This is a genomic window from Paenibacillus cucumis (ex Kampfer et al. 2016) (assembly GCF_019748695.1).
Taxonomy (GTDB): Bacteria; Bacillota; Bacilli; order Paenibacillales; family Paenibacillaceae; genus Paenibacillus; species Paenibacillus polysaccharolyticus.
The window spans coordinates 58,138-77,679 of record NZ_JACLIC010000003.1 but is presented as its reverse complement, the minus strand read 5'-3'; the positions used below and the strand labels follow the sequence as shown (position 1 = coordinate 77,679).

The window sequence follows — 19,542 nt, the reverse complement described above, 5'->3', positions numbered from 1 at the left end:
CAGGATCAAACTCTCCAATAAAGATGAATTTCACAGCGTGGTTAAACGCGGTGGAACTCATCGGGGTATTGAAAAGAGCGATAAGCTCATTTTGAATCTGACGAGATTAAAAATCTCATTTGTGTTCCAGTTTCCATACAGCCAGATGGCATGCACCAAAAACCTTCACGTCATTCTGCAAGCAGAATGTTTACTCACTCGTTGTTCAGTTTTCAAAGATCAAACATAATTTGATGCGTTGTTTTTCATGTTGTCGTCGTTTCAGCGGCGACTTTTATAATGTAACACATCCACGTTTCCTTTGCAAGCATTTTTTTCAACCGTTTTAGTTACTGTCTTATAAAAATGCTTGTCCAATCAAACGGCTCCTTAAAAATGGAACGAAAATTAATTTACCATATAGTTTCGAAAAGGTCAACCCTATTTCGACAAATAAGTTGATCATTCCCTTTAGCAAATGGCGAATACAATGAGAGGCGCATTCTCTATCTAGAGAGCTACACCTCTCATCATAACGTTTAAAATTATATGTTCAGCTTTATTTTATAGCTTGGAGTTTTTTAACTTACCGCCTCTTGCATACTTGGATAACTCTTTAGGCGGGGCGAACCTTGCATACATACGGAATACTGTTTTATACCGACTCGCTATAGCATATTTAATCTCTTGGTCAAGACGATGGTCACTTAGATCGAACAGCATTTCATCCAACTCTTTGCGTAATACATAGTCCAGTTCCTTGCATTCTTTCTCGTTAAATAGCATACCCAGCATTAAGAGTTCTCCTTTTTGTGCATAGCCTCTATAGTCACACTCGTCTTTCAGCATCTTCTTTTGTTGAACATATCTCTTTTTTGTCTGCACTGCTGAAACCCGTTTTATTGTTATGGTCAAATTACTGGGAATTTATGAATGCTGGGTATCACAAAATTTGCACAAATAATTTTAACCTCTCACAAGTGCATATGTGAGCGTGCTCTCAATAACCGCTGCAACGAGAAGCAAGATGACTACCCAAAAGCTTGCCGTTAACGTCATATTCATAAACTCTTTCCACCGAGATCCGATCATTGCCCGTTTGTCGCCTCCCAATTGCGCCAGACTCCGCACAACCAAACCGCCGAACCTCAATCCAAATGCACAGGCAATAATAATTACCGGGATTTCGATAATGCCATGTGGAAGAAGCCCCTTCACGACAATATCAAAAAAGCTTGCCCCATAATTCATCGTGGTGTGAACAACAAAGCCAAGCACCATCCCGTTGATTAGCAGAAAGATAATTGGCAAGATTCCGAAGAAAATACCTGCATAGATAACCAATACACTTTTAATGGCATTATTGAAAAAGATAAGCAAGAAGAAATTCCACTGCACATTTCCTCCTTGCTCCAACTGCTGACTGATTTGGCGAAGCCCTTCAATCTGCCCTAACAGTAACTCTTCTAAGGGGCCAGTACTCACCCACCCTGCTCCTATACCCACAGCGAACAACAAAAATGACCAGATTAATGCTCCTCTAATCTTACCCATATCTCTTATAAATGTACTGAATTTTAACATAACAACCTCCTGTAAACCGAAATGATGGACAAACAAAGATGTAAAACGAATAACTGGACGGTACGAGCATACATTGAGAAGTAAACAAGCATTTCTTTATTGGGAGAGGGGCGCTTAGCGAAATGAACTCGTTCTATGTATTCAACGGCAAAAAGATCAAACGTAATCTGATTGTGCTCGTTGCTGCCATTTTTGCGATTGGTATTATTTATTTGGAAAGTGGCAACGTGTCAGTGTTCTCGGAAGAAGCACCTTCCGCCGTCTACAGTGTACCGACTGACAAGAAGGTCATTGCACTTACCTTTGACATTAGCTGGGGTGATAAACGAACCGAACCGATTCTTAAAGTTCTTCAGGAGAATAAAGTGCAGAAGGCCACCTTCTTTCTCTCCTCACCCTGGAGCAAAACCCATCCAGAGATTGTGACTGCCATCAAAGATGCAGGCTATGAGATCGGTAGTCATGGACATCGGCACGAGAACTATACTAGCCTGACCGAAGAGCAGATCCGCAAGGAGATTTCGACAGCTCACAGCATTTTAACCGATTTAACGGGAAAAGAACCCAATTTGCTACGATTGCCAAACGGAGATTTTGATAAACGCGTGCTTCAGGTTGCGAATAGTCTAAACTATCAAGTTGTACAATGGGATACAGATTCTCTGGATTGGAAAAACCCCGGAGTACAGACAATCGTTGATCGTGTCGTCAGCAAAGCACATCCTGGTGACATTGTCCTGTTGCATGCCAGCGACTCATCGAAACAAACTCATGAAGCACTTCCGGCCATCATCGATAAATTAAAAAATCAGGGCTATGAATTCGTCACCGTATCTGAACTCCTCAACCATTCAAGTGTAGAGGGTAAGGAAGTACGCGATCAAGCCAGCGGCCAATAATACGCAAACAGTTGAAAAAGAGCTAACACAGTTAGCTCTTTTTGTATTTTTCATCGTTATGAAAACCTTATTCATGTGTATGACCCTTCAACTCTTTTATGCCCAACATTCGTTCAACGACTCGGAGCAGGATTCACAGCCGCTTCTTTTGAGCTATCGACCAGCTTGTGCAGGATCAGCATCTGATATGCATTACATAACAGCAAAGGGATCACAATAAAGATGGTGGCTGCATTAACGTCAATACGCAGTACACCAATCGTTTCCACTGCAGTCACAGCGATCATGAAAAAGAGCGTTGGTACTAGCGCAGAGATATGTGTCTGTTTCACTTTCACGTAAGCGGTAACAATTGCAGCCGCCAAAATGATCAGTCCCAGCACAATGTCCGAGATACGCTCTCGTCCTCCTCCGACAAATAAACGCAAGAACATGATGTCCAGCAAAGCTAGCACAGTCAGCACAACCTGCACAATCTGCCATCCGCGTCTTGGGAATACACCCTTGCCCATATAATTCAAGATGAGATATGCAAAGAAACCCATTTGTGAATATACGCTAATCATCACTCCGGAGCCAAACAGAATTAGTAGATACAGCATAAAATCAGCAATACCATTCATTTTTTCTCCGTTTACCAACATCATAATCAATCCTGTACCTAATGCTCCCGCGGCGCCAATAAGCAAGGCTGTCCAAAATAGGAAAAACCATCTACGCAAATTCAAATGTTTTCCACCCCCGAGTGTTTATTTTACCAACCTTCACAGCAAAAAACCATCATTGCTCAACATATTTCCCCCTTTCCCATCACATACTACATCCAGTATCTAATCAAGGAGGGATTGTACACATGAAACGGCCTATATGGCAGCTATGCTACGTTGTATTGGGGCTATCCGTCATGCTCGCCGGCTGCGGTTCAGATCAGAGTTCTTCGCCTCCTCAGGGCAGTTATAAAGAGATGAAAACGATGGTCGTAGATATTTTGAAAAGTGATGAAGGCAAAAAGGCTGTTGAAGAGGCTCTAACGGGTCAAAGCTCCTCTGGCGGCGGTGGAGGCGGTGGGTCAGAAGAAGGCGGGAGCTCTGGTGGTGGATCGGGAACGGTGGGAATGAAAATGTTAATGCCAATGCAATCTTCGGAACAAATACGTATTGCCGTCAAAGATACCATAACCGCTCCTGAATACCAGAAGGAATTCGAGAAAATCATGACCGATCCGCAGTTTGCTGGTGAATTCGCCAAAGCGATCAACGGACAAAGCAAACAACTGCATATGCAACTGATCAAAGATCCGACGTATCAGAAGTCGATTGGGGATATCATGAAATCTCCTGAAGTATCCAAGATGTTCATGGATATGACCAAAACCCCGGAATACCGAAAACAAACGATGACCGTTATGCAGGAAGTGATGCAAAATCCTTTGTTTCGTATGGAAGTTCTTACTTTGCTGAAAAAAGTGGTACAAGAAGAACTCCAGCCTAAAACGGAAAGCGGTGGCGGGCAAAAGGGGCAGGAGTCCGGTGGTCAGGACGGGGGAGATGGTGGCAATGGTGATTCTGGAGGTGGAGACTCTGGTGGTGGCGGTGGAAGTTCATAGAACTGCAACGATGATCCAGGTTCTGCAAGAAGAGAAACGTTGATAAGCTTCAATTTCCAAAGTAGAGATCATGTGAAAAGCCTGCATCCAAAGGACGCAGGCTTTATTTATAAGCACATTAAATTTTAATCACATAAAAAATCTCATTCAAACTTGGACTCGATCGACTTGGCAACCTCGTCATATATAGCCCCTATTGTTGTTTCTCCCTTATACACAGACGGTGAGAAATCCGGCTCAGAAGGATGGTTATCTGGAGCACCTAATGGAATCTGGGCAAGCAGTACCGTGTGCAAGCTTTCGGCAAGACGTCCGCCCCCTCCACGACCAAAGACATACTCTTTCTCCCCACATTTACCACATTCGTAGTACGCCATGTTCTCAACCACACCTAACAGCTCATGTTCCGTTTGAATGGCCATCGCTCCGGCACGCGCCGCTACAAAGGCTGCAGTGGCATGTGGAGTCGTTACAATGATCTCTTTGCTCTGTGGCAACATCTGATGCACATCAAGCGCAACATCTCCGGTGCCCGGTGGCAGATCCAGCAACATGTAATCCAGTTCGCCCCACTGAACATCGGTGAAGAACTGACGTAGCATCCGGCCCAGCATTGGGCCACGCCAGATCACGGGGTTATTTTCCCGAATGAAGAAACCCATAGACATCACTTTGACGCCAAAACGTTCGACCGGTTGAATCACACCGTCCTCAACGACAGGGTATTCCTCAATCCCCATCATATCCGGCACACTGAAACCATAAATATCAGCATCAATGAGACCGACTTTCTTCCCTTGACGAGCCAGGGCTACAGCCAGGTTAACGGTGACCGTTGATTTCCCCACGCCGCCTTTACCACTAGCTATGGCAATAAAACGAACTCCAGACTCAGGGCTTAACAACTCATGTCCATCGAGACCAGCCGCATGACCTTTTACAAGCACTTCATCCTGATCTTGCTCTTGCTGCACTTGTCCCAGGTTAAGGCTCTGACGGTCATGCTCTGACGCTACCCGTGTGCGGATATGCACATCCTTCACTCCATGCTGGGAAAGCAGGTTACGTGCAGCATCCGTTAAAGCGGTTGCATCTTCTGGCCGATTCTCCAGTGTCACCATGCTTAAGGCCACATGGTGTTCTTTCACCATAATGTCACGAATCCATCCCAGTTCCACTAAGCTTTGTCCTAGCTGCGGTTCCTGTAATGGCTGTAAAAGTTCAAGTATCTGTTCTTTTGATAACATCAGACAGCACCTCGGTTTTATCTATTGGCATGTGTTAGGTATGCTGTTCCAATTATAGCACTACCTCTCTTCTTATGACTAACTTTTCGGACGTTCACCTGAAGCATATCGGAGAATACCGTTATAAATAGATGCGGCTACTTTGCGTTGGTACGTTTCTTCAGCGAGCAGACGGGCCTCTTCCGGATGAGACAAGAAGCCGACCTCAACAAGTGCTGACGGGATTTTCAGAGCCTGAAGCAGATAAACGGTACTCACCGTTTTCGCTATACGATCTGTATTTTCCAGATTCCGAATCATTTCGGCTTGTAGCAGATTTGCAAGACCTTCGTTATCAGGATGATTAGGCGTGTAAAAGACTTGTGCACCGCTCCACCGATTAGATGGCACACTGTTCATGTGAATGCTGATAAATAAATCAGCTTGTTTATCTTCAATCTGTCTTACTCTCTGTTTGAGATCCTCTGTCTTACGTCTGGAGTACCCTCTCGTTCCCTCGTCGGCCAAATCCTTATCGATTTCACGAGTCATCACAACAAGAGCTCCTGCCTGTTGCAGATAGTCTCTAACATACAGCGCAATGGACAGATTGATATCCTTCTCAATAACTCCCTGCCTGCTCACGGCTCCCCCATCTGGTCCGCCATGACCTGCATCAATAGCGATCACCTTTCCAGCCAGAGGCAAACTCCAATATCCTGACGTTTTGGCCGAGGGCATCTCATACGAAACAACCGCTACAAACATAGCCAACAAACATAGGCTCAGCATAACCCTCTTCACTGTTTTTAACCGGACCCAGACTACCAGATGTTTCCCCATGTTTTTGCGCATAAAAAAACCACCTCGTCCCTATAAATGACTCTAATCATCTATATGGGACAAGATGGACAAATATACCCTTAGGAATGGACTTGCTCTGACATACCCTCAATCAACACCTCAGCAACCTCAGGACGTGTAAATTCTGGCGGTGGACATTCACCATTACGCAACAATCCACGTACCTTGGTTCCCGACAAAGTCATATGATGTTCCTTGTCATGAGGGCAGGTTTTGCTGGAAGCCATATTTCCGCATTTGGTACAGAAGAAACTGTGCTCAAAGAACAGTGGTGTAATGCCCAATTCCTCAGCCGTAAAATTAGAGAAGATCTCTTGTGCTTCATAGGTTCCGTAATAATCACCTACACCAGCATGATCACGCCCTACGATAAAGTGGGTGCACCCATAATTTTTACGTACCATGGCATGAAAAATGGCTTCACGAGGTCCCGCATACCGCATTGCAGCCGGGAATACACCCAGAAACGCACGATCCGCCGGATAATAGTTCTCCAGCAGTACCAGGTAACTCTTCATGCGCACATTCGCTGGAACATCATCAGACTTCGTCTCACCTACAAGTGGATTCAAGAAAAGTGCATCAACGATTTCCATTGCACTTTTCTGGATATACTCATGTGCCCGGTGGACAGGATTACGTGTCTGAAAACCAACAACGGTTCTCCATCCTTTATCCTGGAAAATCTTACGTGTCTGAGCCGGGTCATAATAGAAATCTTCAAACTTGGCCGGTTTCGGACGGTTCAACACTTGAATTGGACCTCCTACATATGTTGCAGGACGCTCCAGCAGTTTTTTCACACCAGGGTGTTCAGGATCATCGGTTTTGAAAACACGACGTGCTTCCTCTGCCTGATCCACCTTATAGATGCTTTGAACCTCGAGCAGACCGTACGTTACTCCATCCGTTTCACCAACAAGAGCTACAGTTTCACCTTTACGAAGTGAATCAGCCTGTTGATCATTTACAGCCAGTGTAATCGGTATGCTCCATACTGTGCCATCTGCCAAACGCATTCGGGATACGACAGACAGATAATCTTCCTCATTCATAAAGCCTTGAAGCGGCGAAAACGCACCTACACCAATCAAATCCAAATCTGAGATCGTCCAGGTGTTAATCTGCAATGAGTTCAGGTTTTTGCTATCCTGCAATAATTGCTCACGTTCTTCTCCTTGTACGATACGCTGCACCAGCGTACCTCCATGAGGCAGAATCGAAGTCATCTTGTCAGCTCCTTATTAAAACATCCGATATTTTGATGAAAACTGCATTATCATTCTAAAATGGTTTAACTGAAAAAGACATTTGCGCTATCATGTCATAACTCTATTAATCAGCTTATTTGTGCAATCCGCACTCCGTTTTATCATTACCAGACCAGCGCCCTGCGCGAGGATCTTCCCCAGGCATTACCTGGCGTGTGCAATGCTCGCACCCGATGCTCGGGTAATTTTGATCATGCAGCGGATTATATGTCACGTTATTAGCACGAATGTATTCCCACACATCCTCACTCGTCCAATGTGCAATCGGGTTAAATTTCATGAGTCCAAACTTAGTATCATATTCGACCTTCTTGGAGTTTGCACGCGTTGGTGCCTGATCTCTGCGAATCCCCGTAATCCATGCATCATACTGCGATAGAATACGTGTCAGAGGTTCTACCTTACGAATGTTACAACAAGCATTGGGATCGGATTTCCATAATTCTTCCCCATGCTGAGCAGCTTGTTCTTCTGGTGTGATTTTTGGCGATACTTTTACAAACTCAAGGTTGTACTTTTCTTGCATCCGATCACGCGTATCATATGTTTCCTGAAAATGAAAATCTGTATCCAGATAAAAAACATCAGTAGATGGGCTAATTTTTTGCAACATATCTACAAGTACAACATCCTCTGCACCGAAGCTGCATGCAAATGTGATATTAGGAAATGTTTCAACCGCATAGCGAATAATATCTTCCGGGCTTGCGTGCTCCAGTTCCTCTGCTTTTGTACGAGCCAGTTCTTCCTTTTCTAACAAGTTCATTGTTCAATTTCCCCCATTCATGATCTCAAAACCACAAAAGCCGACTAATCTAATATGAATTATGTATAGTATAAATCTTTCACTCGCGATGTCAATGCCTGCCATCTGGTAAATTACATCAATTCTAATCGTAAAAATACACTATAAACGAGCTGAATTTTTAGTGCCTATTAGGCTTCTAGATGAAATGTAGGTAAAACCATACAAAAATCTTATAAACATAACTTTCAAGTGCTTGAGACCCTAAAGAGAAAAAAACGTTGCTATTGTTGGATTTTTGGGATGAAGGACGAATTATTTTTCATCATCAGAGAGCATATCCTGTCAGAAGACCATCCTCATTTGGGGAATATTGAAAGCCCGAGTCTGCAACTCCGTCAAATAACAAAAGTAAGGACCCTTTATCGTATTCATAAAAAAGACTGATATCTCAGACATGAGAAAAAATGATATTGCTCTGGAGTAGGAGTATTGCTATAAACGGTTAAGATTTGAGCTAATCATAGTTAGGTTTATAACGTGGATCAAGTCATAGAGGGGAATGGCGGATGGACATTGATTAATCAATCTGAATTCATTTGAATTAAGAAGGTTAATTTAGATATGAATTAGATCAAAATTCAAGGATATACAAAACTAATGTTACAGCTAATCTCTTGTAACCTCGTTTTTCTCTCAATGGGAATCATGTTGCTATTACGTTAACGTTAGAATATTCAAATTAGGCATAGCCTATTAGTAGATAAAACACAAAAAAGTCCCTGGCCGAAGCCAAGGACTTTGAAAAATCTTAACGTTTGGAGAACTGAGGTGCGCGACGAGCCGCTTTAAGACCGTATTTTTTACGTTCGTCAATTTCACATTCCGATATGTTCCGAAAATGCCCTATATATAAAGGAAGTGATTTTTTCGTTAGGATTGTTTCAGATCGATTCCGAATTAAATATGGTCAAAATATGGTCAAAACATTTCTTGATTTCTTATGAATAATAATGTATGATTCTGTCATACACTAAAAGGTATCAAAGAGGTCAGTGGCAATCCATTCGTGGGTTCGGGCGCTGGCCTCTTATTTATTTATAATGAGATCATAAATTGTGATTAGCCTTCTTAGTGACGTGGGGATACCACGTGCACCCCCATCCCTAAATATGGAGAGCTTCTCTTTTATATAGTCTTGCAATTTATCAAGGTCTAACCTAGGACTATTATAGGCGATGACATCGTACTCCTTGTCTTGTTTAAATTTCTGCTCAATTATTTCCTCAATTGTATCCACCTTAACTTTATATGATGAATTAATGGTTTTAATACAAACATTTGCGTCAGGGAATGCTGCAATCCTTTGCTTAATTTTCTCCTTATCGAATGGATGTAAATTGGTTTCATCTAAATTCAAATCTTTTGTAAATTTTAAAAACGGAAGCCTCGATTTTTTATTTTGACTTGCTATGAAGCGCAAAGCAATATCGGTGTTTAGTTGATCTGACTCGAAAAAATAATCGTACGAATAACTGACCAAATCAGGCATTCTAAATATATAAGTGGTGTCACCAAGAGCAACCACTAATTTGCCGTCACCAATCCGCTCCTCTATATCTTCCAATTGAACCGGTGAAACGAGTAAAGAATTTAAGCTTCCTTTTCTTCCTCTGTCAACAATCAGTTGCTTTATGACATGTTGATACTTTCGAACTTCAGAAGGTGTTACACCCTGATTGACAGAGCTTATTTTATCGAAGACCAGGCCATAGTTATCTGTTTTAATTACTTTAAGTTTGCAACCCAAATCTCGATCATTTAAAACTTCCTCCACTAAGCCTTGTTCACCTTCAGACCATTCTAATAATATGAGTCTTTCTTCAAGCAGTTGAACCTCCGCATCCGACAATGAGGAAGAAAAATCACTGATTATTTTTCTTACATTAACGTCTGTTAGAGAATAACCCATAAAAATAATAGGTGAGGTTAGCATCATTGAAATAATTTTAGCACTGATCAAGACGGAATTTTTATCAAATTTGTTATAGTCTTCTTTGGCAAGAACGATGTCGCTAGGGCTCTGAGCACACCCATGTAATTTATATAATTCTGCATAGTTAAATGTCTCTGTGAAAAAACCTTTTTGCCCAATAAATTTTTTTATTTGATTTGTGCCTAAAGAGTTATAAGAATCTTCTACAAAAGTGTCATAATTAGTTGTTAATATTATCTGAGTTTTTCGAATCATTTTCACAAATGATTCATATTCAACTTCCATCCCATCTCTAAGGGAATAACTTAGGAATCTGTTAGCGACTGCCTTTTTGAAAGGCGATAACTTGGTTTTAAAAGAATCATGTGGAGTGAAGCCCTCAATAAGTATTTCGCCGTCATTGAATCGTTGGTTAAATATAGTCTCTAACGTAGCACCTATCTGTATGTACGCCTCATGCTCAACTTCTCTATCATTAAATTCTGGATACTCGGATTTTACTCGTGACAGGACATTGTTTAATTCTCCGTAAAAATTCTGCATACCAGCTTTAACCCAAAACTCTGCCAAGAGTGTAGGCCAATCAGGGAAATCATTTAAAAATCTTTTAGAGATACCAGATCCAATAAACACGATAGGAAACTCATTCTTTTCAGCAAGAGAATCTAACACAGTTGTCATAGTATCACACCCACCAAGTCATCATTTATTATAAGAATATCACAAATATATAGATGTTCAAATTAAATGAAAAATTAAAATTCACTGGAGGTTAGTAGCAATAATGTTAAAAAAAAGACCCAAGTTGAAAATAGAAGGTCATTACAGAATTATTGATGGAGAAAAAGTGCGTATTGATCCACTCACTACCGATTTGCCTGAGTTGTGTTTGTTGGTAATCGCTGAAGTTTTGACCGGATCAAAGTGTGAGTCGCTTAGAAACGATATTACACAAGAAGATTGACAGTTTTGTTTGACAACAATCTAATTTCAGCCATCGATACCTTCCTCTCAACTAATGAGTTTTCAAGTATAACCTATAAGATAAACCTGTCAGTTAATTGACAGGTTTATCTTATAGCGATTTATATAATTCTACTGTCCTCATGCTGTCTTGCAAACCAGTGAATAACTTGGCTTGCCACCATTTTTAAACAAGTTGCGAAATCTCCAAGTTGATCTTTAGGACATTCTTTCCCCTTCATTCGATAATTTGTTTTGGCATGAGCTATCATATTTCTTGTATCCGAAATAGCACCAGCTAATTCATCCAGACACTGGGAACGTAAATCTTTACTGTCCTTTTGTTTTTTAAATTCACTGAATTTTTTAAGGTATTTAGGAGCAATTTCAATTAATTCAATAGTATCACAACAGGTTCCTACTGTAAGACTGATAGCTTGGTTATCTTTTTTATTATTTCGATGTTCATCATACAGGCGTTCTAATTCTAAAATATATGTAGCATCAGGTTGAAGAACTTTTGGACTATACAATTTTTTCAAAATTGAATCCAGCATTTCTTTGTTTATAACTGTTTGAGAAACATATTCAATAATCTTTGTATAATTTAAAATACGAAATTCATTATCTTCAATATTGTTACAAGAATTATAAATTTTCAATAAAGGCGTTATTCCTTTCCCGTTTAACAACGGTCTTAGTCTAAGATTATCACCTACTGTATTACATGTTTCAGTGTCCACATCATCATATGAGACATTGGTAAGTCTTGTTTCTATACGAATATCAATTGCATGTGAATTCTGTAGTTCAAAGATATAAGCCTGAATGATATCGTCAAAAACTGCTGGCTTCAATTCTTCTTTAGCTTTAATCTTTATAAAGAGATCATAGCTTTCTACAGGAGGAAAATACTTATCGTACGTACCGTCCATAACCAATTTAAACCCATAACTTGAAAGACCCTTTACCGGAATCACATTGATCTCAATACCTTCCCATGTCTGTGAAATAGAGAAATCTATCTTCTCTTCTTGTAAAAGTATATGATCACCAGCTACGTGGTATAGAACTGTACAGGGACTTAAAAAACGAAAATTATCCTCTATCTTCCCGTGAATAGCTAGTTCAATCATTTCATAGACCCCGTCAATAGAAGCAAAATGATACTCAGTTGCTCTCGGCAATCCAATTTTTAGAACTGTATCTTCATTGATAAGAACGTCTTCTTCATAATCTACATTATTCAAAAAATCTCCGCTACTGATTGTTTCATCATCCAACTCTCTCGAATCCAAATCAATCTCATCAAGAAAAAAATCAATTTCATGTTCCGTGCAGCGTCTGACTACCTCTAGTAATCTTCTTTTTAATTCTTCTGAACTAAATATTATTTGAGCCACCTGAATTATACAGTCCTCTCTAATTCAAACTTTCGGAATATCCAGCATATGAGTACTATTTTAGTTCACGCTTTCTAATTAGTAAATATTTCAAATATTTAGTTTTGTTATATTCCCTTACGATCTTCATAACTACTATCTATGGAGCTACATTATCCGATTGTATCTTCTCATTCTGTTCTTTCAAGTTCCAATTGCCATTTTTAATAGCTCTTAAAACCGCCTTGGCGCAGAGTTCATGGATGAATTCTTGAACGTCTTGCGGAAATTGGTTAATATTCATGGATCACCCTCCAGTTGTATTGTTTAACTTGTGTTGAGAATTTGATCATTCGGAATTTTTTTTTTAAAACATTAGTTATTCCTCATCATACTACATGATAAAGAATATAGAGAACTTATTCATAGGTACGGGACACTGCAAGAAAGATTGACCACAACTTCTATTCATACCACCCCTAATTTTCATACGTGTTTACTCCCTCCTTTCTAAAACTAAAACATTTTGTTCCTTGTCAACTTTACGAACATATGAATAAGGAGACTGCGATCCCCAAACGTTTGAGAATTTCTTCACTCTTCAAAAAAAATTCTGGAGACCTGCTCTATTGGAAAAGGCTCCCCTGCCCGGTCCCTGGGCTGCCGGAAACTAATCCTCCGGGTGGGGGGGATATCTCAAAAATATTAATTTCCCTTTCCTTGCCATTCCTCGAACTTGTCTCTCACTCGCTCTTGCCAAGCAAGACCAAGCGCTGTTAGCTCATGGGTCACCCTGTCATGCATGGCGTTATGTTGCTTGTCAGAGAGCGATACCAAATTCCAGTTAACCAGCGCCAGCTCTGGGTAAAACTCGATTGGGTAAATGTGATGTACCGTGGTAGCCGGTTCGGTCTTACCGTACCTTCTGCTCTCTTGGCACACGTATTCATCCCTACGTAAAATGACCGCCCGCTTCCTCTTCCACTTGGTGGATTTATAGAACCAACTGTTCATAATCCCTCCATGCATAAATATTCGTTAGATTTTGTTATTAACTTTCAGCCGTTAAGCCGCATCACTGAGGCAATCTTTCTGCTGAAATCAATAGAATCTCTGCTTCTGAAACCCTGATTTTATTCATTTTCTGTATAAAAGTGAATTACCCTTATCTTAAATTCTGGATAACTCACAAAATACACTCAATCCCTTGCCCCGCAAGGCTTTCCTCGATTCTTATATTCCCAGTTCCACATTCGTTAATTATGGATAACTCATGTTCTAAAGACATTTTCCTCACCGTTATCTCAATGCTCAATTCATTTCCTTGAGTGCATAAAAAAGCAGCCACGATATTACGTGACTGCCCCTCAATAATCATATTTATATAGTTCTTAGTCGCCTTTTGCAAACTCAATCTGCGTTGTTGGTTCTTCGTTATTGATATTCAGCAATACAAATGAATCTGGGTATATAGGATTTCCGTCATATACTTTGAAACCTTTGAATGCAATCTCATCCTCCATAAATCTTACTTGATCGGATACGCCTAGCTTCCCTCTTCCAAAATCAACAAGAAGATATTGATCCATATACCCACCAGCAATATCACCATATGGAATAAAATTCATGAACTCCACATGCGCTCCTAATGCTGGGATCAGTATTCCAGTCTCTGTAGTGAGTATTCCACTACTCACTGAGAAAAATTCTGGCAGAATCAATTCCTTCCACGTCGTTTCATTCATAGCCAAAACAAAACCGTTACGTGACTTATTGATCTTAGCATTTGCCAGTCCTTTTAAAATAGCTTTGAAGAAATCACCATTACTCAAAGATGAAGTATTTATTTTTTTAATATTGGAGATAAGAAGCTCTTGGGAGTCCTCTTTATCAGCCAGCCGAGTGATGAAACCAAGCGGCATCCGCTCCCCTGTTCCGTAAAGAATAGCCTTATCCAATGCGTAACCAATCGCTTCACCTAACAAATATTCCAATTCATTAGCAAAATCAATTGTTGGGCCATCAAGCAGACAATTATTTAATGAAATGAAACCACTCACTCTATAACCCTCTACTTCTATTCCTGAAAAAGAAACCTTCAATTCGCCGTAAAACTGTACAGCATCCGTCCATATGGCTTCCAATATGTCAGTAGAAACGATCTGGCGCCCTTCGCCTTTCACCGTTCTGAGACGGACATACTTCTTGAGTTTCGAGAAATGCTCCAGATTCTCACTCAAAAGATCAAGTATAGTTTTAGGAATGGTCAGCTCCGCTCCAATGACCCCTCTCGTTTGATTCATTTTCCCTCGCAAGCGATCGTAGAAATCTTTTACCTCACGAATGTTAAGATAATCTAATCGTTGTTCTCTGGTCATACCAAACATAGTTTTTCTCATTGATATTTCTCCCTCCGATTTGTTTCATGCTCTTTTCTTTTAGAATCACGTTGAATGAATTCTAATCTTTCTCGCAACATCACTTTGCGTTCTTCCAGACTTCTAGGCTGCTTATAAAAGCTAGATTTTCTTGCTTGAATTCCAGTTGCCTGATAAGCAGGAAACGTGCATACCGAAACCTCATGAAGGTCAATTTTACGGATTGTCCACTTTACACTGCCATCATTTCGATGATCTGTATCTTCTTCGAGTATATTGAAACCAAAAGAGCATTGATCTACATCCCCACGTTTAACACGCTCATAGAGACTCACTGCATCTGCATCTGATGGGTTGATTTTAATTTTTCCCCATAGCCCTTGGGAATCTGTCTTCAGCTTCAGTGTGCCAGCCTTGTTTCGGCCTAAAACTAACGTAGTATCGTGGTTGACTAATGCCCGAACATCGTTACTCAGCGTACCATCAAACGCCCCTGGGGCTATCTCTTCGTAAGCTCCCGGCCACAGCTCTGTTTCGGTGTTGTACAGTGCGAAATAACCTTCTATCGTCATTTCTTGTCCATTTTTTTCAGAGCGTGAACTTAGCTTCATATGTTGACCACGTGTTTGCTGAACTTCTTTCCTCATGATCATTTCTCCCCCCGAAATTTTTGGCATCTCATGTATACATTCAGTTTATTGATCTTGCTATAAGCACGACTTTGTTGCTTACGTTTTGTTTTCTTATCTAATTTTTTCCTTTGAGCAACCCTCATACCAACGATCCCTCCTAAATATCTACTCCCTAACTAGAAACCGTACAGTTTGTTCCCTACAGGAAACAAATAATTTTATGAAATCAATTTATTCAGAACAATCCCTTTGTTCATTCAAGGGGGAAGGAAGAAGTAATACTTCTATATCCTCATCATTGGTAATCACTATCGGTCCCCTGCCACCACCGAACTTAACATAAACTTGTTCTGCCTTCATATCGGCAAATACCGAGAACGCCAGCGATAGATGTTCTGTGTTAACACCTATCTGAAAGGATTCCTCCGTACTCCCTAGTACCGTAGAAAATTGGATCACATGTTTCGGGCTATTTACCTTAAGGCTGGCTATCCCGTTGTTTGCTTCAATCTCAGCCAATGGATTTTTCTTATTAATACTGGTCGCAACACCATCAGCAGCCGCAACACGTACAAGAACATTTTTTATTCCCGCACTGATTGTGATTTCTTGTGAAAAAGTAGTCGGTATGAGCTGACTCACATCTGGATAGGCTCCCTGGATAGGCTCTTCCGTTTTAGGATGCAGAGTTATCGGTTCCTCCAAATGATGTATGTCGCGAATTATGAGTGCTACGTGCCTATTTGTTACGTATGCTGTGCCATCAGTAGTGTAATGAACGCCTTCTAGCACTCCTCCTATCTTTGGCGGTGCAGCAAATTTCTTGCCATACTTCACTAACATTTCTTGCTTATTCATCGTATTGTCACTCCTAATTCATTTTTAAAGGGAAATTACACTAAATGTTGGCGAAACATATTTGTCCTGATCTGCTACCCATGGAAACATTTCTTCTGTTAATAGGGTCACAGACTCGCGACTCAGCTCAGTCATAGAGGCCAACCGCCCTATAATCCACGGACTAGGGCTGACCTCTGCCATAGACAAGCTCCACGCAAGTCCATCGCACTGACCAGGCAGAGTCACTATCGGTTCAAAATCTTCATGTTTGCTCACCCTCCCTACTGCAAAACCACCTCTGGATAACCGTCCAGTGAAATGAAATGTCACATCCATTTCATTTTTGTTTACTCCAAATAGTTGAGCATCCTGCATTGCCTTACTGTACATTTGAGTAACCTCTTCTACTCCCAAGCAATCCAAACTCTTACCTCGCTCCCTACGGATGGCAGTAATAATCCCTTCTGCTAACCCCTTCATTTGTCCGAGTTGGTCTGGAATATAAATTCCTGAGTAAGCCGCCATGACGTGATTGTTGATGCGAGCAACCTTCTGTACATCGTCCATAAATTCTCCAGTTTCAATCTTTGTGCGCCGATGATCCGCCGCCGCCAATGAAAATTTTTCTCCTGCAAAGACAATAGTTAGTGTCATTTAAAAATCACCTCCCCCTCTGGACTGTACAAAGATTTGGGTATTAAGACTTGCAACTATACGTCCTAAATCGTTTGGTATAACTTCGATTGTATGAGGCTCTCCACGCAGTATTTTCCCTTGATCATCCATGCTCATGAAAGGGATAATATCAACATCCGTTCCATTGAGTTCGTTGAAAGGAACAACATTCCCATCTACACGAATCAATATCTCCGAAGGTGTTGGTCCCTCAAAGATGCCATACAGAATATCGTGGCTATGCCCTGGTATCTCATGCGTGTGATTCATGTCATGAGTGTGTTCCATACGATGAATATGACCCGGTATCTCGTGATGATGCTGCATGTCATGTTCGTGGTTAGCCAAACTAATAGCATGACTGTGATTCCCCGATGGAACCCAAGTTCTTGGAATACCGTCAGCGTCTATAAATACGGTTCCAGATGGTATTCCATGATTGTGTCCCCCTTGACCGATGTATGTCCCTTCAGTTTGAGTAGCGCCACTTATATTCTTTGGTCCTGTTGTTGTAATACTGCTCGGGCCAGAAGAGAATATGATATTTGATGCAGTTGTCTCACTCGTACTTGGACCTGCTGTATTTCGCGTGCTTGGGCCAGAAGAAATAGCAGGTGCTGACTCGATAGCTTTTGAGTAGCCTGTCCAAGAAATAGACTCGCCCAAAACACTTATTATTTCAATTATTTTACTTGGTTTATCATGTGATATATCCATTGACTCTCCTCCATATTCGCAAACGTTTGGGAATTCATTCGTCTTCCATCTGTTTTGCCATGTCAGCAAAGGAAGTTCCTCTTTTACTCCCTTGCTCCGACTTTAGTGAAGGCTCTCTCTGGATGGCCCCTTGAGAGTAATCCTTGTACGTTCCAGCATTCAGGTATGAGGTCGGCATCTTTGCATATTCCCCTTCTACGCCAATAGCCTGTACATCCTGTGCATAATGTCGCGTGCATTGGATTAAACTCTCACGTTCGCCAGCTTTTATTTTTTTCATCCAGATAACATAAGCTTTCGCCTTGTCCCTCCTCCTACGCTTAGGAAACTCGTCCCAGAACCGTTCAAAGTCAGCATGATAGCCATCATCGTGTGATTCACCGTGAGGGGGATCAACACGTATGTTTTTATTACTTTGATTTACTTTACTTTCTTTTACTTTACTTTGTGGGGTTTGTGATTCCTGAACGATACTTTTATCAGGGTTAATGTAAACATTAACTTGGTTTCCGTCTGTATTAACTACAAAAATCGGATTGGATATTTTCTTGACGGCTTCCTCCAGATCAATGAGCACATAAATATCAACGAACGTAATGTTTTTTCGGCGTTTGGAGGCTTCAATATATCTCTTCTGAAACCCTCTTGACGTTAGTATTCCGAATGCGTTGAATAGTTTCTGATTGAAGAAACCCCATTTTATGCACTCATTAATGACTTCGTTTACGAGGTTAATGTCAACATTTACTCGATTAGCGAATACATGCTGTTCACGTTCACCCCATGCGTAAAAATAGCTGTTACGATAAATCTCTATCATGATTTTCACGATGATCCCCAAACCTTGCATTCCAAACTTTGCAATTGGAACAACAAGTTTGTCGTCTTGGTCTAGGTTAATATCCAGTGGGAAATAATCTAACCCTTCCTTTGTCGGTCTCGCCAAATTCTCACCTCCTTTGACGAACGATTTACGTATATTACTCATTGGACATTGACCTGTCACTCCGCTTGGCTCATATCAGCATTAGGTTTCATTAACATATCTTCGTATTCATGGATAGAAAACAGAATCTCTCGAAGCCTTTCAGATACGCCTTTAAACGATGTAATCTCACCGTTTTCAATGTTAGCAGCCAACAAGATAACATCATGTTTGATGTTGCTGATTGCACATAAGGAATCCAGATCAACTTTCATAGCCTTTTCCTTCCTCCTTATCAATACAGCCTGAAATAAACGGACGAAGTAACTTGCTTTCGTACTTGTGCACATTGTAAAATGTCTCTTGCATCCACTCTGAAACTCTCTCTCGTGAGTTCCTTTCATCCAACACAAGATGAATCAGTACTGCTAATTCGCTTTTGATACGGGATACCTCAGAAACTTCGCTGAAATCAGTTACATACTTACGTGCCCGATATACATCTTCGGCTCGACCTGCATAGATATGGTTCCAATCGGTGTTATACAGCGCTATGAGCTTCAGTATCAGATGAGCCGATACTTCGCTTGCGTCTTCTTCGATCTGTGCCAATTCAGACGTACTAAATCCTGTTTCTGCTGTAACTTCCTCAACCTTGAACCCACAGTTTAATCGTGCTTCCCTCAACGTGATTTTGCCAGATAATGCTCTGCGTTCAGCGGTACTCAACTTCGTTGAAAATGTCATCCGAAAGTCCTCCTTTAATTTTCTATAAGCTATCCAATACAGCGTTACACGTTCCAGTATGTCGTTACCTTGCTCTAATACAGTCTTAATCGTTCCGGTACAGTGTTGATCGA

Annotated in this window: 23 protein-coding genes; 4 read left to right on the top strand and 19 right to left on the bottom strand. The window is 41.0% G+C overall.

Going from position 1 to position 19,542, the window contains the following annotated elements; all coding sequences use genetic code 11:
* Window positions 1-229, top strand: a 229-nt coding sequence (locus tag H7T88_RS02040) for a hypothetical protein (protein ID WP_221786597.1), incomplete at its 5' end; no start/stop codon positions are given.
* 314 nt (window positions 230-543) lie between these two features.
* Here H7T88_RS02040 and H7T88_RS02035 read toward each other — a convergent pair.
* Both H7T88_RS02035 and H7T88_RS02030 read right to left on the bottom strand, forming a co-directional pair.
* Window positions 544-774 carry a hypothetical protein gene (locus H7T88_RS02035; protein ID WP_090924652.1) on the bottom strand — a complete coding sequence of 77 codons (231 nt, stop codon included), beginning with the start codon at window positions 772-774 and terminating at the stop codon, window positions 544-546.
* A gap of 171 nt (window positions 775-945) precedes the next feature.
* Window positions 946-1,563 carry a stage II sporulation protein M gene (locus H7T88_RS02030; protein ID WP_221786595.1) on the bottom strand — a complete coding sequence of 206 codons (618 nt, stop codon included), beginning with the start codon at window positions 1,561-1,563 and terminating at the stop codon, window positions 946-948.
* A gap of 122 nt (window positions 1,564-1,685) precedes the next feature.
* On the opposite strand from H7T88_RS02030, the gene pdaB reads away from it, so the two are divergent.
* Window positions 1,686-2,462 carry a polysaccharide deacetylase family sporulation protein PdaB gene (gene pdaB / locus H7T88_RS02025; RefSeq protein WP_221786593.1) on the top strand — a complete coding sequence of 259 codons (777 nt, stop codon included), beginning with the start codon at window positions 1,686-1,688 and terminating at the stop codon, window positions 2,460-2,462.
* A gap of 113 nt (window positions 2,463-2,575) precedes the next feature.
* On the opposite strand, the gene H7T88_RS02020 is transcribed toward pdaB, so the two are convergent.
* Window positions 2,576-3,190 carry a KinB-signaling pathway activation protein gene (locus H7T88_RS02020; protein ID WP_090924655.1) on the bottom strand — a complete coding sequence of 205 codons (615 nt, stop codon included), beginning with the start codon at window positions 3,188-3,190 and terminating at the stop codon, window positions 2,576-2,578.
* A 125-nt stretch (window positions 3,191-3,315) separates the two neighbouring features.
* On the opposite strand from H7T88_RS02020, the gene gerD reads away from it, so the two are divergent.
* Window positions 3,316-4,068: a spore germination lipoprotein GerD gene (gerD, locus tag H7T88_RS02015; RefSeq protein WP_154892110.1), complete on the top strand. Its 753-nt coding sequence runs from the start codon at window positions 3,316-3,318 to the stop codon at window positions 4,066-4,068.
* Between the two features lie 143 nt (window positions 4,069-4,211).
* Here gerD and salA read toward each other — a convergent pair whose 3' ends face one another.
* The 5 genes from salA to H7T88_RS01990 all read right to left on the bottom strand — a co-directional run bounded on the left by salA (window position 4,212) and on the right by H7T88_RS01990 (window position 10,851).
* The gene (gene salA, locus H7T88_RS02010; protein ID WP_221786591.1) at window positions 4,212-5,315 is read right to left on the bottom strand and encodes an iron-sulfur carrier protein/transcriptional regulator SalA; all 1,104 of its coding nucleotides are present in this window, start codon (window positions 5,313-5,315) and stop codon (window positions 4,212-4,214) included.
* A 78-nt stretch (window positions 5,316-5,393) separates the two neighbouring features.
* Window positions 5,394-6,062 (bottom strand): N-acetylmuramoyl-L-alanine amidase CwlD, encoded by a 669-nt coding sequence (cwlD, locus tag H7T88_RS02005; RefSeq protein ID WP_420874666.1) that lies wholly within the window; start codon window positions 6,060-6,062, stop codon window positions 5,394-5,396.
* A 155-nt stretch (window positions 6,063-6,217) separates the two neighbouring features.
* On the bottom strand, window positions 6,218-7,387 hold the full coding sequence (gene sat, locus H7T88_RS02000) for a sulfate adenylyltransferase (protein WP_221786589.1): 1,170 nt from the start codon (window positions 7,385-7,387) through the stop codon (window positions 6,218-6,220).
* A gap of 115 nt (window positions 7,388-7,502) precedes the next feature.
* Window positions 7,503-8,195, bottom strand: coding sequence for a phosphoadenylyl-sulfate reductase (locus tag H7T88_RS01995; RefSeq protein WP_090924660.1), 693 nt, complete (start codon window positions 8,193-8,195; stop codon window positions 7,503-7,505).
* A 1,069-nt stretch (window positions 8,196-9,264) separates the two neighbouring features.
* Window positions 9,265-10,851, bottom strand: coding sequence for an SIR2 family protein (locus H7T88_RS01990; protein ID WP_221786588.1), 1,587 nt, complete (start codon window positions 10,849-10,851; stop codon window positions 9,265-9,267).
* A gap of 103 nt (window positions 10,852-10,954) precedes the next feature.
* On the opposite strand from H7T88_RS01990, the gene H7T88_RS01985 reads away from it, so the two are divergent.
* Entirely contained in the window at window positions 10,955-11,134 is a 180-nt protein-coding gene (locus H7T88_RS01985) for a hypothetical protein (protein ID WP_221786586.1), read from the top strand.
* Window positions 11,135-11,255: 121 nt separating this feature from the next.
* On the opposite strand, the gene H7T88_RS01980 is transcribed toward H7T88_RS01985, so the two are convergent.
* From H7T88_RS01980 to H7T88_RS01930, 11 genes are all read right to left on the bottom strand, one after another.
* Entirely contained in the window at window positions 11,256-12,536 is a 1,281-nt protein-coding gene (locus H7T88_RS01980; protein ID WP_221786583.1) for a hypothetical protein, read from the bottom strand.
* A 139-nt stretch (window positions 12,537-12,675) separates the two neighbouring features.
* Window positions 12,676-12,819: a hypothetical protein gene (locus H7T88_RS01975; protein ID WP_221786581.1), complete on the bottom strand. Its 144-nt coding sequence runs from the start codon at window positions 12,817-12,819 to the stop codon at window positions 12,676-12,678.
* A 401-nt stretch (window positions 12,820-13,220) separates the two neighbouring features.
* Window positions 13,221-13,529 (bottom strand): HNH endonuclease, encoded by a 309-nt coding sequence (locus tag H7T88_RS01970; RefSeq protein WP_221786579.1) that lies wholly within the window; start codon window positions 13,527-13,529, stop codon window positions 13,221-13,223.
* A gap of 377 nt (window positions 13,530-13,906) precedes the next feature.
* Window positions 13,907-14,914 carry a phage major capsid protein gene (locus H7T88_RS01965; RefSeq protein ID WP_221786577.1) on the bottom strand — a complete coding sequence of 336 codons (1,008 nt, stop codon included), beginning with the start codon at window positions 14,912-14,914 and terminating at the stop codon, window positions 13,907-13,909.
* Entirely contained in the window at window positions 14,911-15,540 is a 630-nt protein-coding gene (locus H7T88_RS01960) for an HK97 family phage prohead protease (protein WP_221786575.1), read from the bottom strand. The genes H7T88_RS01965 and H7T88_RS01960 overlap by 4 nt, the downstream gene beginning before the upstream one ends.
* A gap of 216 nt (window positions 15,541-15,756) precedes the next feature.
* The gene (locus tag H7T88_RS01955) at window positions 15,757-16,383 is read right to left on the bottom strand and encodes a beta clamp domain-containing protein (protein WP_221786573.1); all 627 of its coding nucleotides are present in this window, start codon (window positions 16,381-16,383) and stop codon (window positions 15,757-15,759) included.
* A gap of 24 nt (window positions 16,384-16,407) precedes the next feature.
* Window positions 16,408-17,019: a hypothetical protein gene (locus H7T88_RS01950; RefSeq protein ID WP_221786572.1), complete on the bottom strand. Its 612-nt coding sequence runs from the start codon at window positions 17,017-17,019 to the stop codon at window positions 16,408-16,410.
* The gene (locus H7T88_RS01945) at window positions 17,020-17,757 is read right to left on the bottom strand and encodes a hypothetical protein (RefSeq protein WP_221786571.1); all 738 of its coding nucleotides are present in this window, start codon (window positions 17,755-17,757) and stop codon (window positions 17,020-17,022) included.
* Window positions 17,758-17,791: 34 nt separating this feature from the next.
* Window positions 17,792-18,703 carry a DUF4373 domain-containing protein gene (locus tag H7T88_RS01940; RefSeq protein WP_221786570.1) on the bottom strand — a complete coding sequence of 304 codons (912 nt, stop codon included), beginning with the start codon at window positions 18,701-18,703 and terminating at the stop codon, window positions 17,792-17,794.
* A gap of 56 nt (window positions 18,704-18,759) precedes the next feature.
* Window positions 18,760-18,957 carry a hypothetical protein gene (locus H7T88_RS01935; RefSeq protein WP_221786569.1) on the bottom strand — a complete coding sequence of 66 codons (198 nt, stop codon included), beginning with the start codon at window positions 18,955-18,957 and terminating at the stop codon, window positions 18,760-18,762.
* The gene (locus H7T88_RS01930) at window positions 18,947-19,429 is read right to left on the bottom strand and encodes a helix-turn-helix domain-containing protein (RefSeq protein WP_221786568.1); all 483 of its coding nucleotides are present in this window, start codon (window positions 19,427-19,429) and stop codon (window positions 18,947-18,949) included. Before H7T88_RS01930 ends, H7T88_RS01935 begins: the two co-directional genes overlap by 11 nt.
* Window positions 19,430-19,542: the final 113 nt, after the last annotated feature.

Coding starts and splice junctions, on each gene's coding strand:
- pdaB (WP_221786593.1), top strand. CDS start 1,686: ATGAACTCGTTCTATGTATTCAACGGCAAAAAGATCAAACGTAATCTG.
- H7T88_RS02035 (WP_090924652.1), bottom strand. CDS start 774: ATGCTGGGTATGCTATTTAACGAGAAAGAATGCAAGGAACTGGACTAT.
- H7T88_RS01950 (WP_221786572.1), bottom strand. CDS start 17,019: ATGACACTAACTATTGTCTTTGCAGGAGAAAAATTTTCATTGGCGGCG.
- H7T88_RS01975 (WP_221786581.1), bottom strand. CDS start 12,819: ATGAATATTAACCAATTTCCGCAAGACGTTCAAGAATTCATCCATGAA.
- H7T88_RS02030 (WP_221786595.1), bottom strand. CDS start 1,563: ATGTTAAAATTCAGTACATTTATAAGAGATATGGGTAAGATTAGAGGA.
- H7T88_RS01965 (WP_221786577.1), bottom strand. CDS start 14,914: ATGAGAAAAACTATGTTTGGTATGACCAGAGAACAACGATTAGATTAT.
- H7T88_RS01955 (WP_221786573.1), bottom strand. CDS start 16,383: ATGAATAAGCAAGAAATGTTAGTGAAGTATGGCAAGAAATTTGCTGCA.
- H7T88_RS01995 (WP_090924660.1), bottom strand. CDS start 8,195: ATGAACTTGTTAGAAAAGGAAGAACTGGCTCGTACAAAAGCAGAGGAA.
- H7T88_RS01945 (WP_221786571.1), bottom strand. CDS start 17,757: ATGGATATATCACATGATAAACCAAGTAAAATAATTGAAATAATAAGT.
- gerD (WP_154892110.1), top strand. CDS start 3,316: ATGAAACGGCCTATATGGCAGCTATGCTACGTTGTATTGGGGCTATCC.
- sat (WP_221786589.1), bottom strand. CDS start 7,387: ATGACTTCGATTCTGCCTCATGGAGGTACGCTGGTGCAGCGTATCGTA.
- H7T88_RS01985 (WP_221786586.1), top strand. CDS start 10,955: ATGTTAAAAAAAAGACCCAAGTTGAAAATAGAAGGTCATTACAGAATT.
- H7T88_RS01960 (WP_221786575.1), bottom strand. CDS start 15,540: ATGAGGAAAGAAGTTCAGCAAACACGTGGTCAACATATGAAGCTAAGT.
- H7T88_RS01930 (WP_221786568.1), bottom strand. CDS start 19,429: ATGACATTTTCAACGAAGTTGAGTACCGCTGAACGCAGAGCATTATCT.
- cwlD (WP_420874666.1), bottom strand. CDS start 6,062: ATGTTTGTAGCGGTTGTTTCGTATGAGATGCCCTCGGCCAAAACGTCA.
- salA (WP_221786591.1), bottom strand. CDS start 5,315: ATGTTATCAAAAGAACAGATACTTGAACTTTTACAGCCATTACAGGAA.
- H7T88_RS01990 (WP_221786588.1), bottom strand. CDS start 10,851: ATGACAACTGTGTTAGATTCTCTTGCTGAAAAGAATGAGTTTCCTATC.
- H7T88_RS01935 (WP_221786569.1), bottom strand. CDS start 18,957: ATGAAAGTTGATCTGGATTCCTTATGTGCAATCAGCAACATCAAACAT.
- H7T88_RS01970 (WP_221786579.1), bottom strand. CDS start 13,529: ATGAACAGTTGGTTCTATAAATCCACCAAGTGGAAGAGGAAGCGGGCG.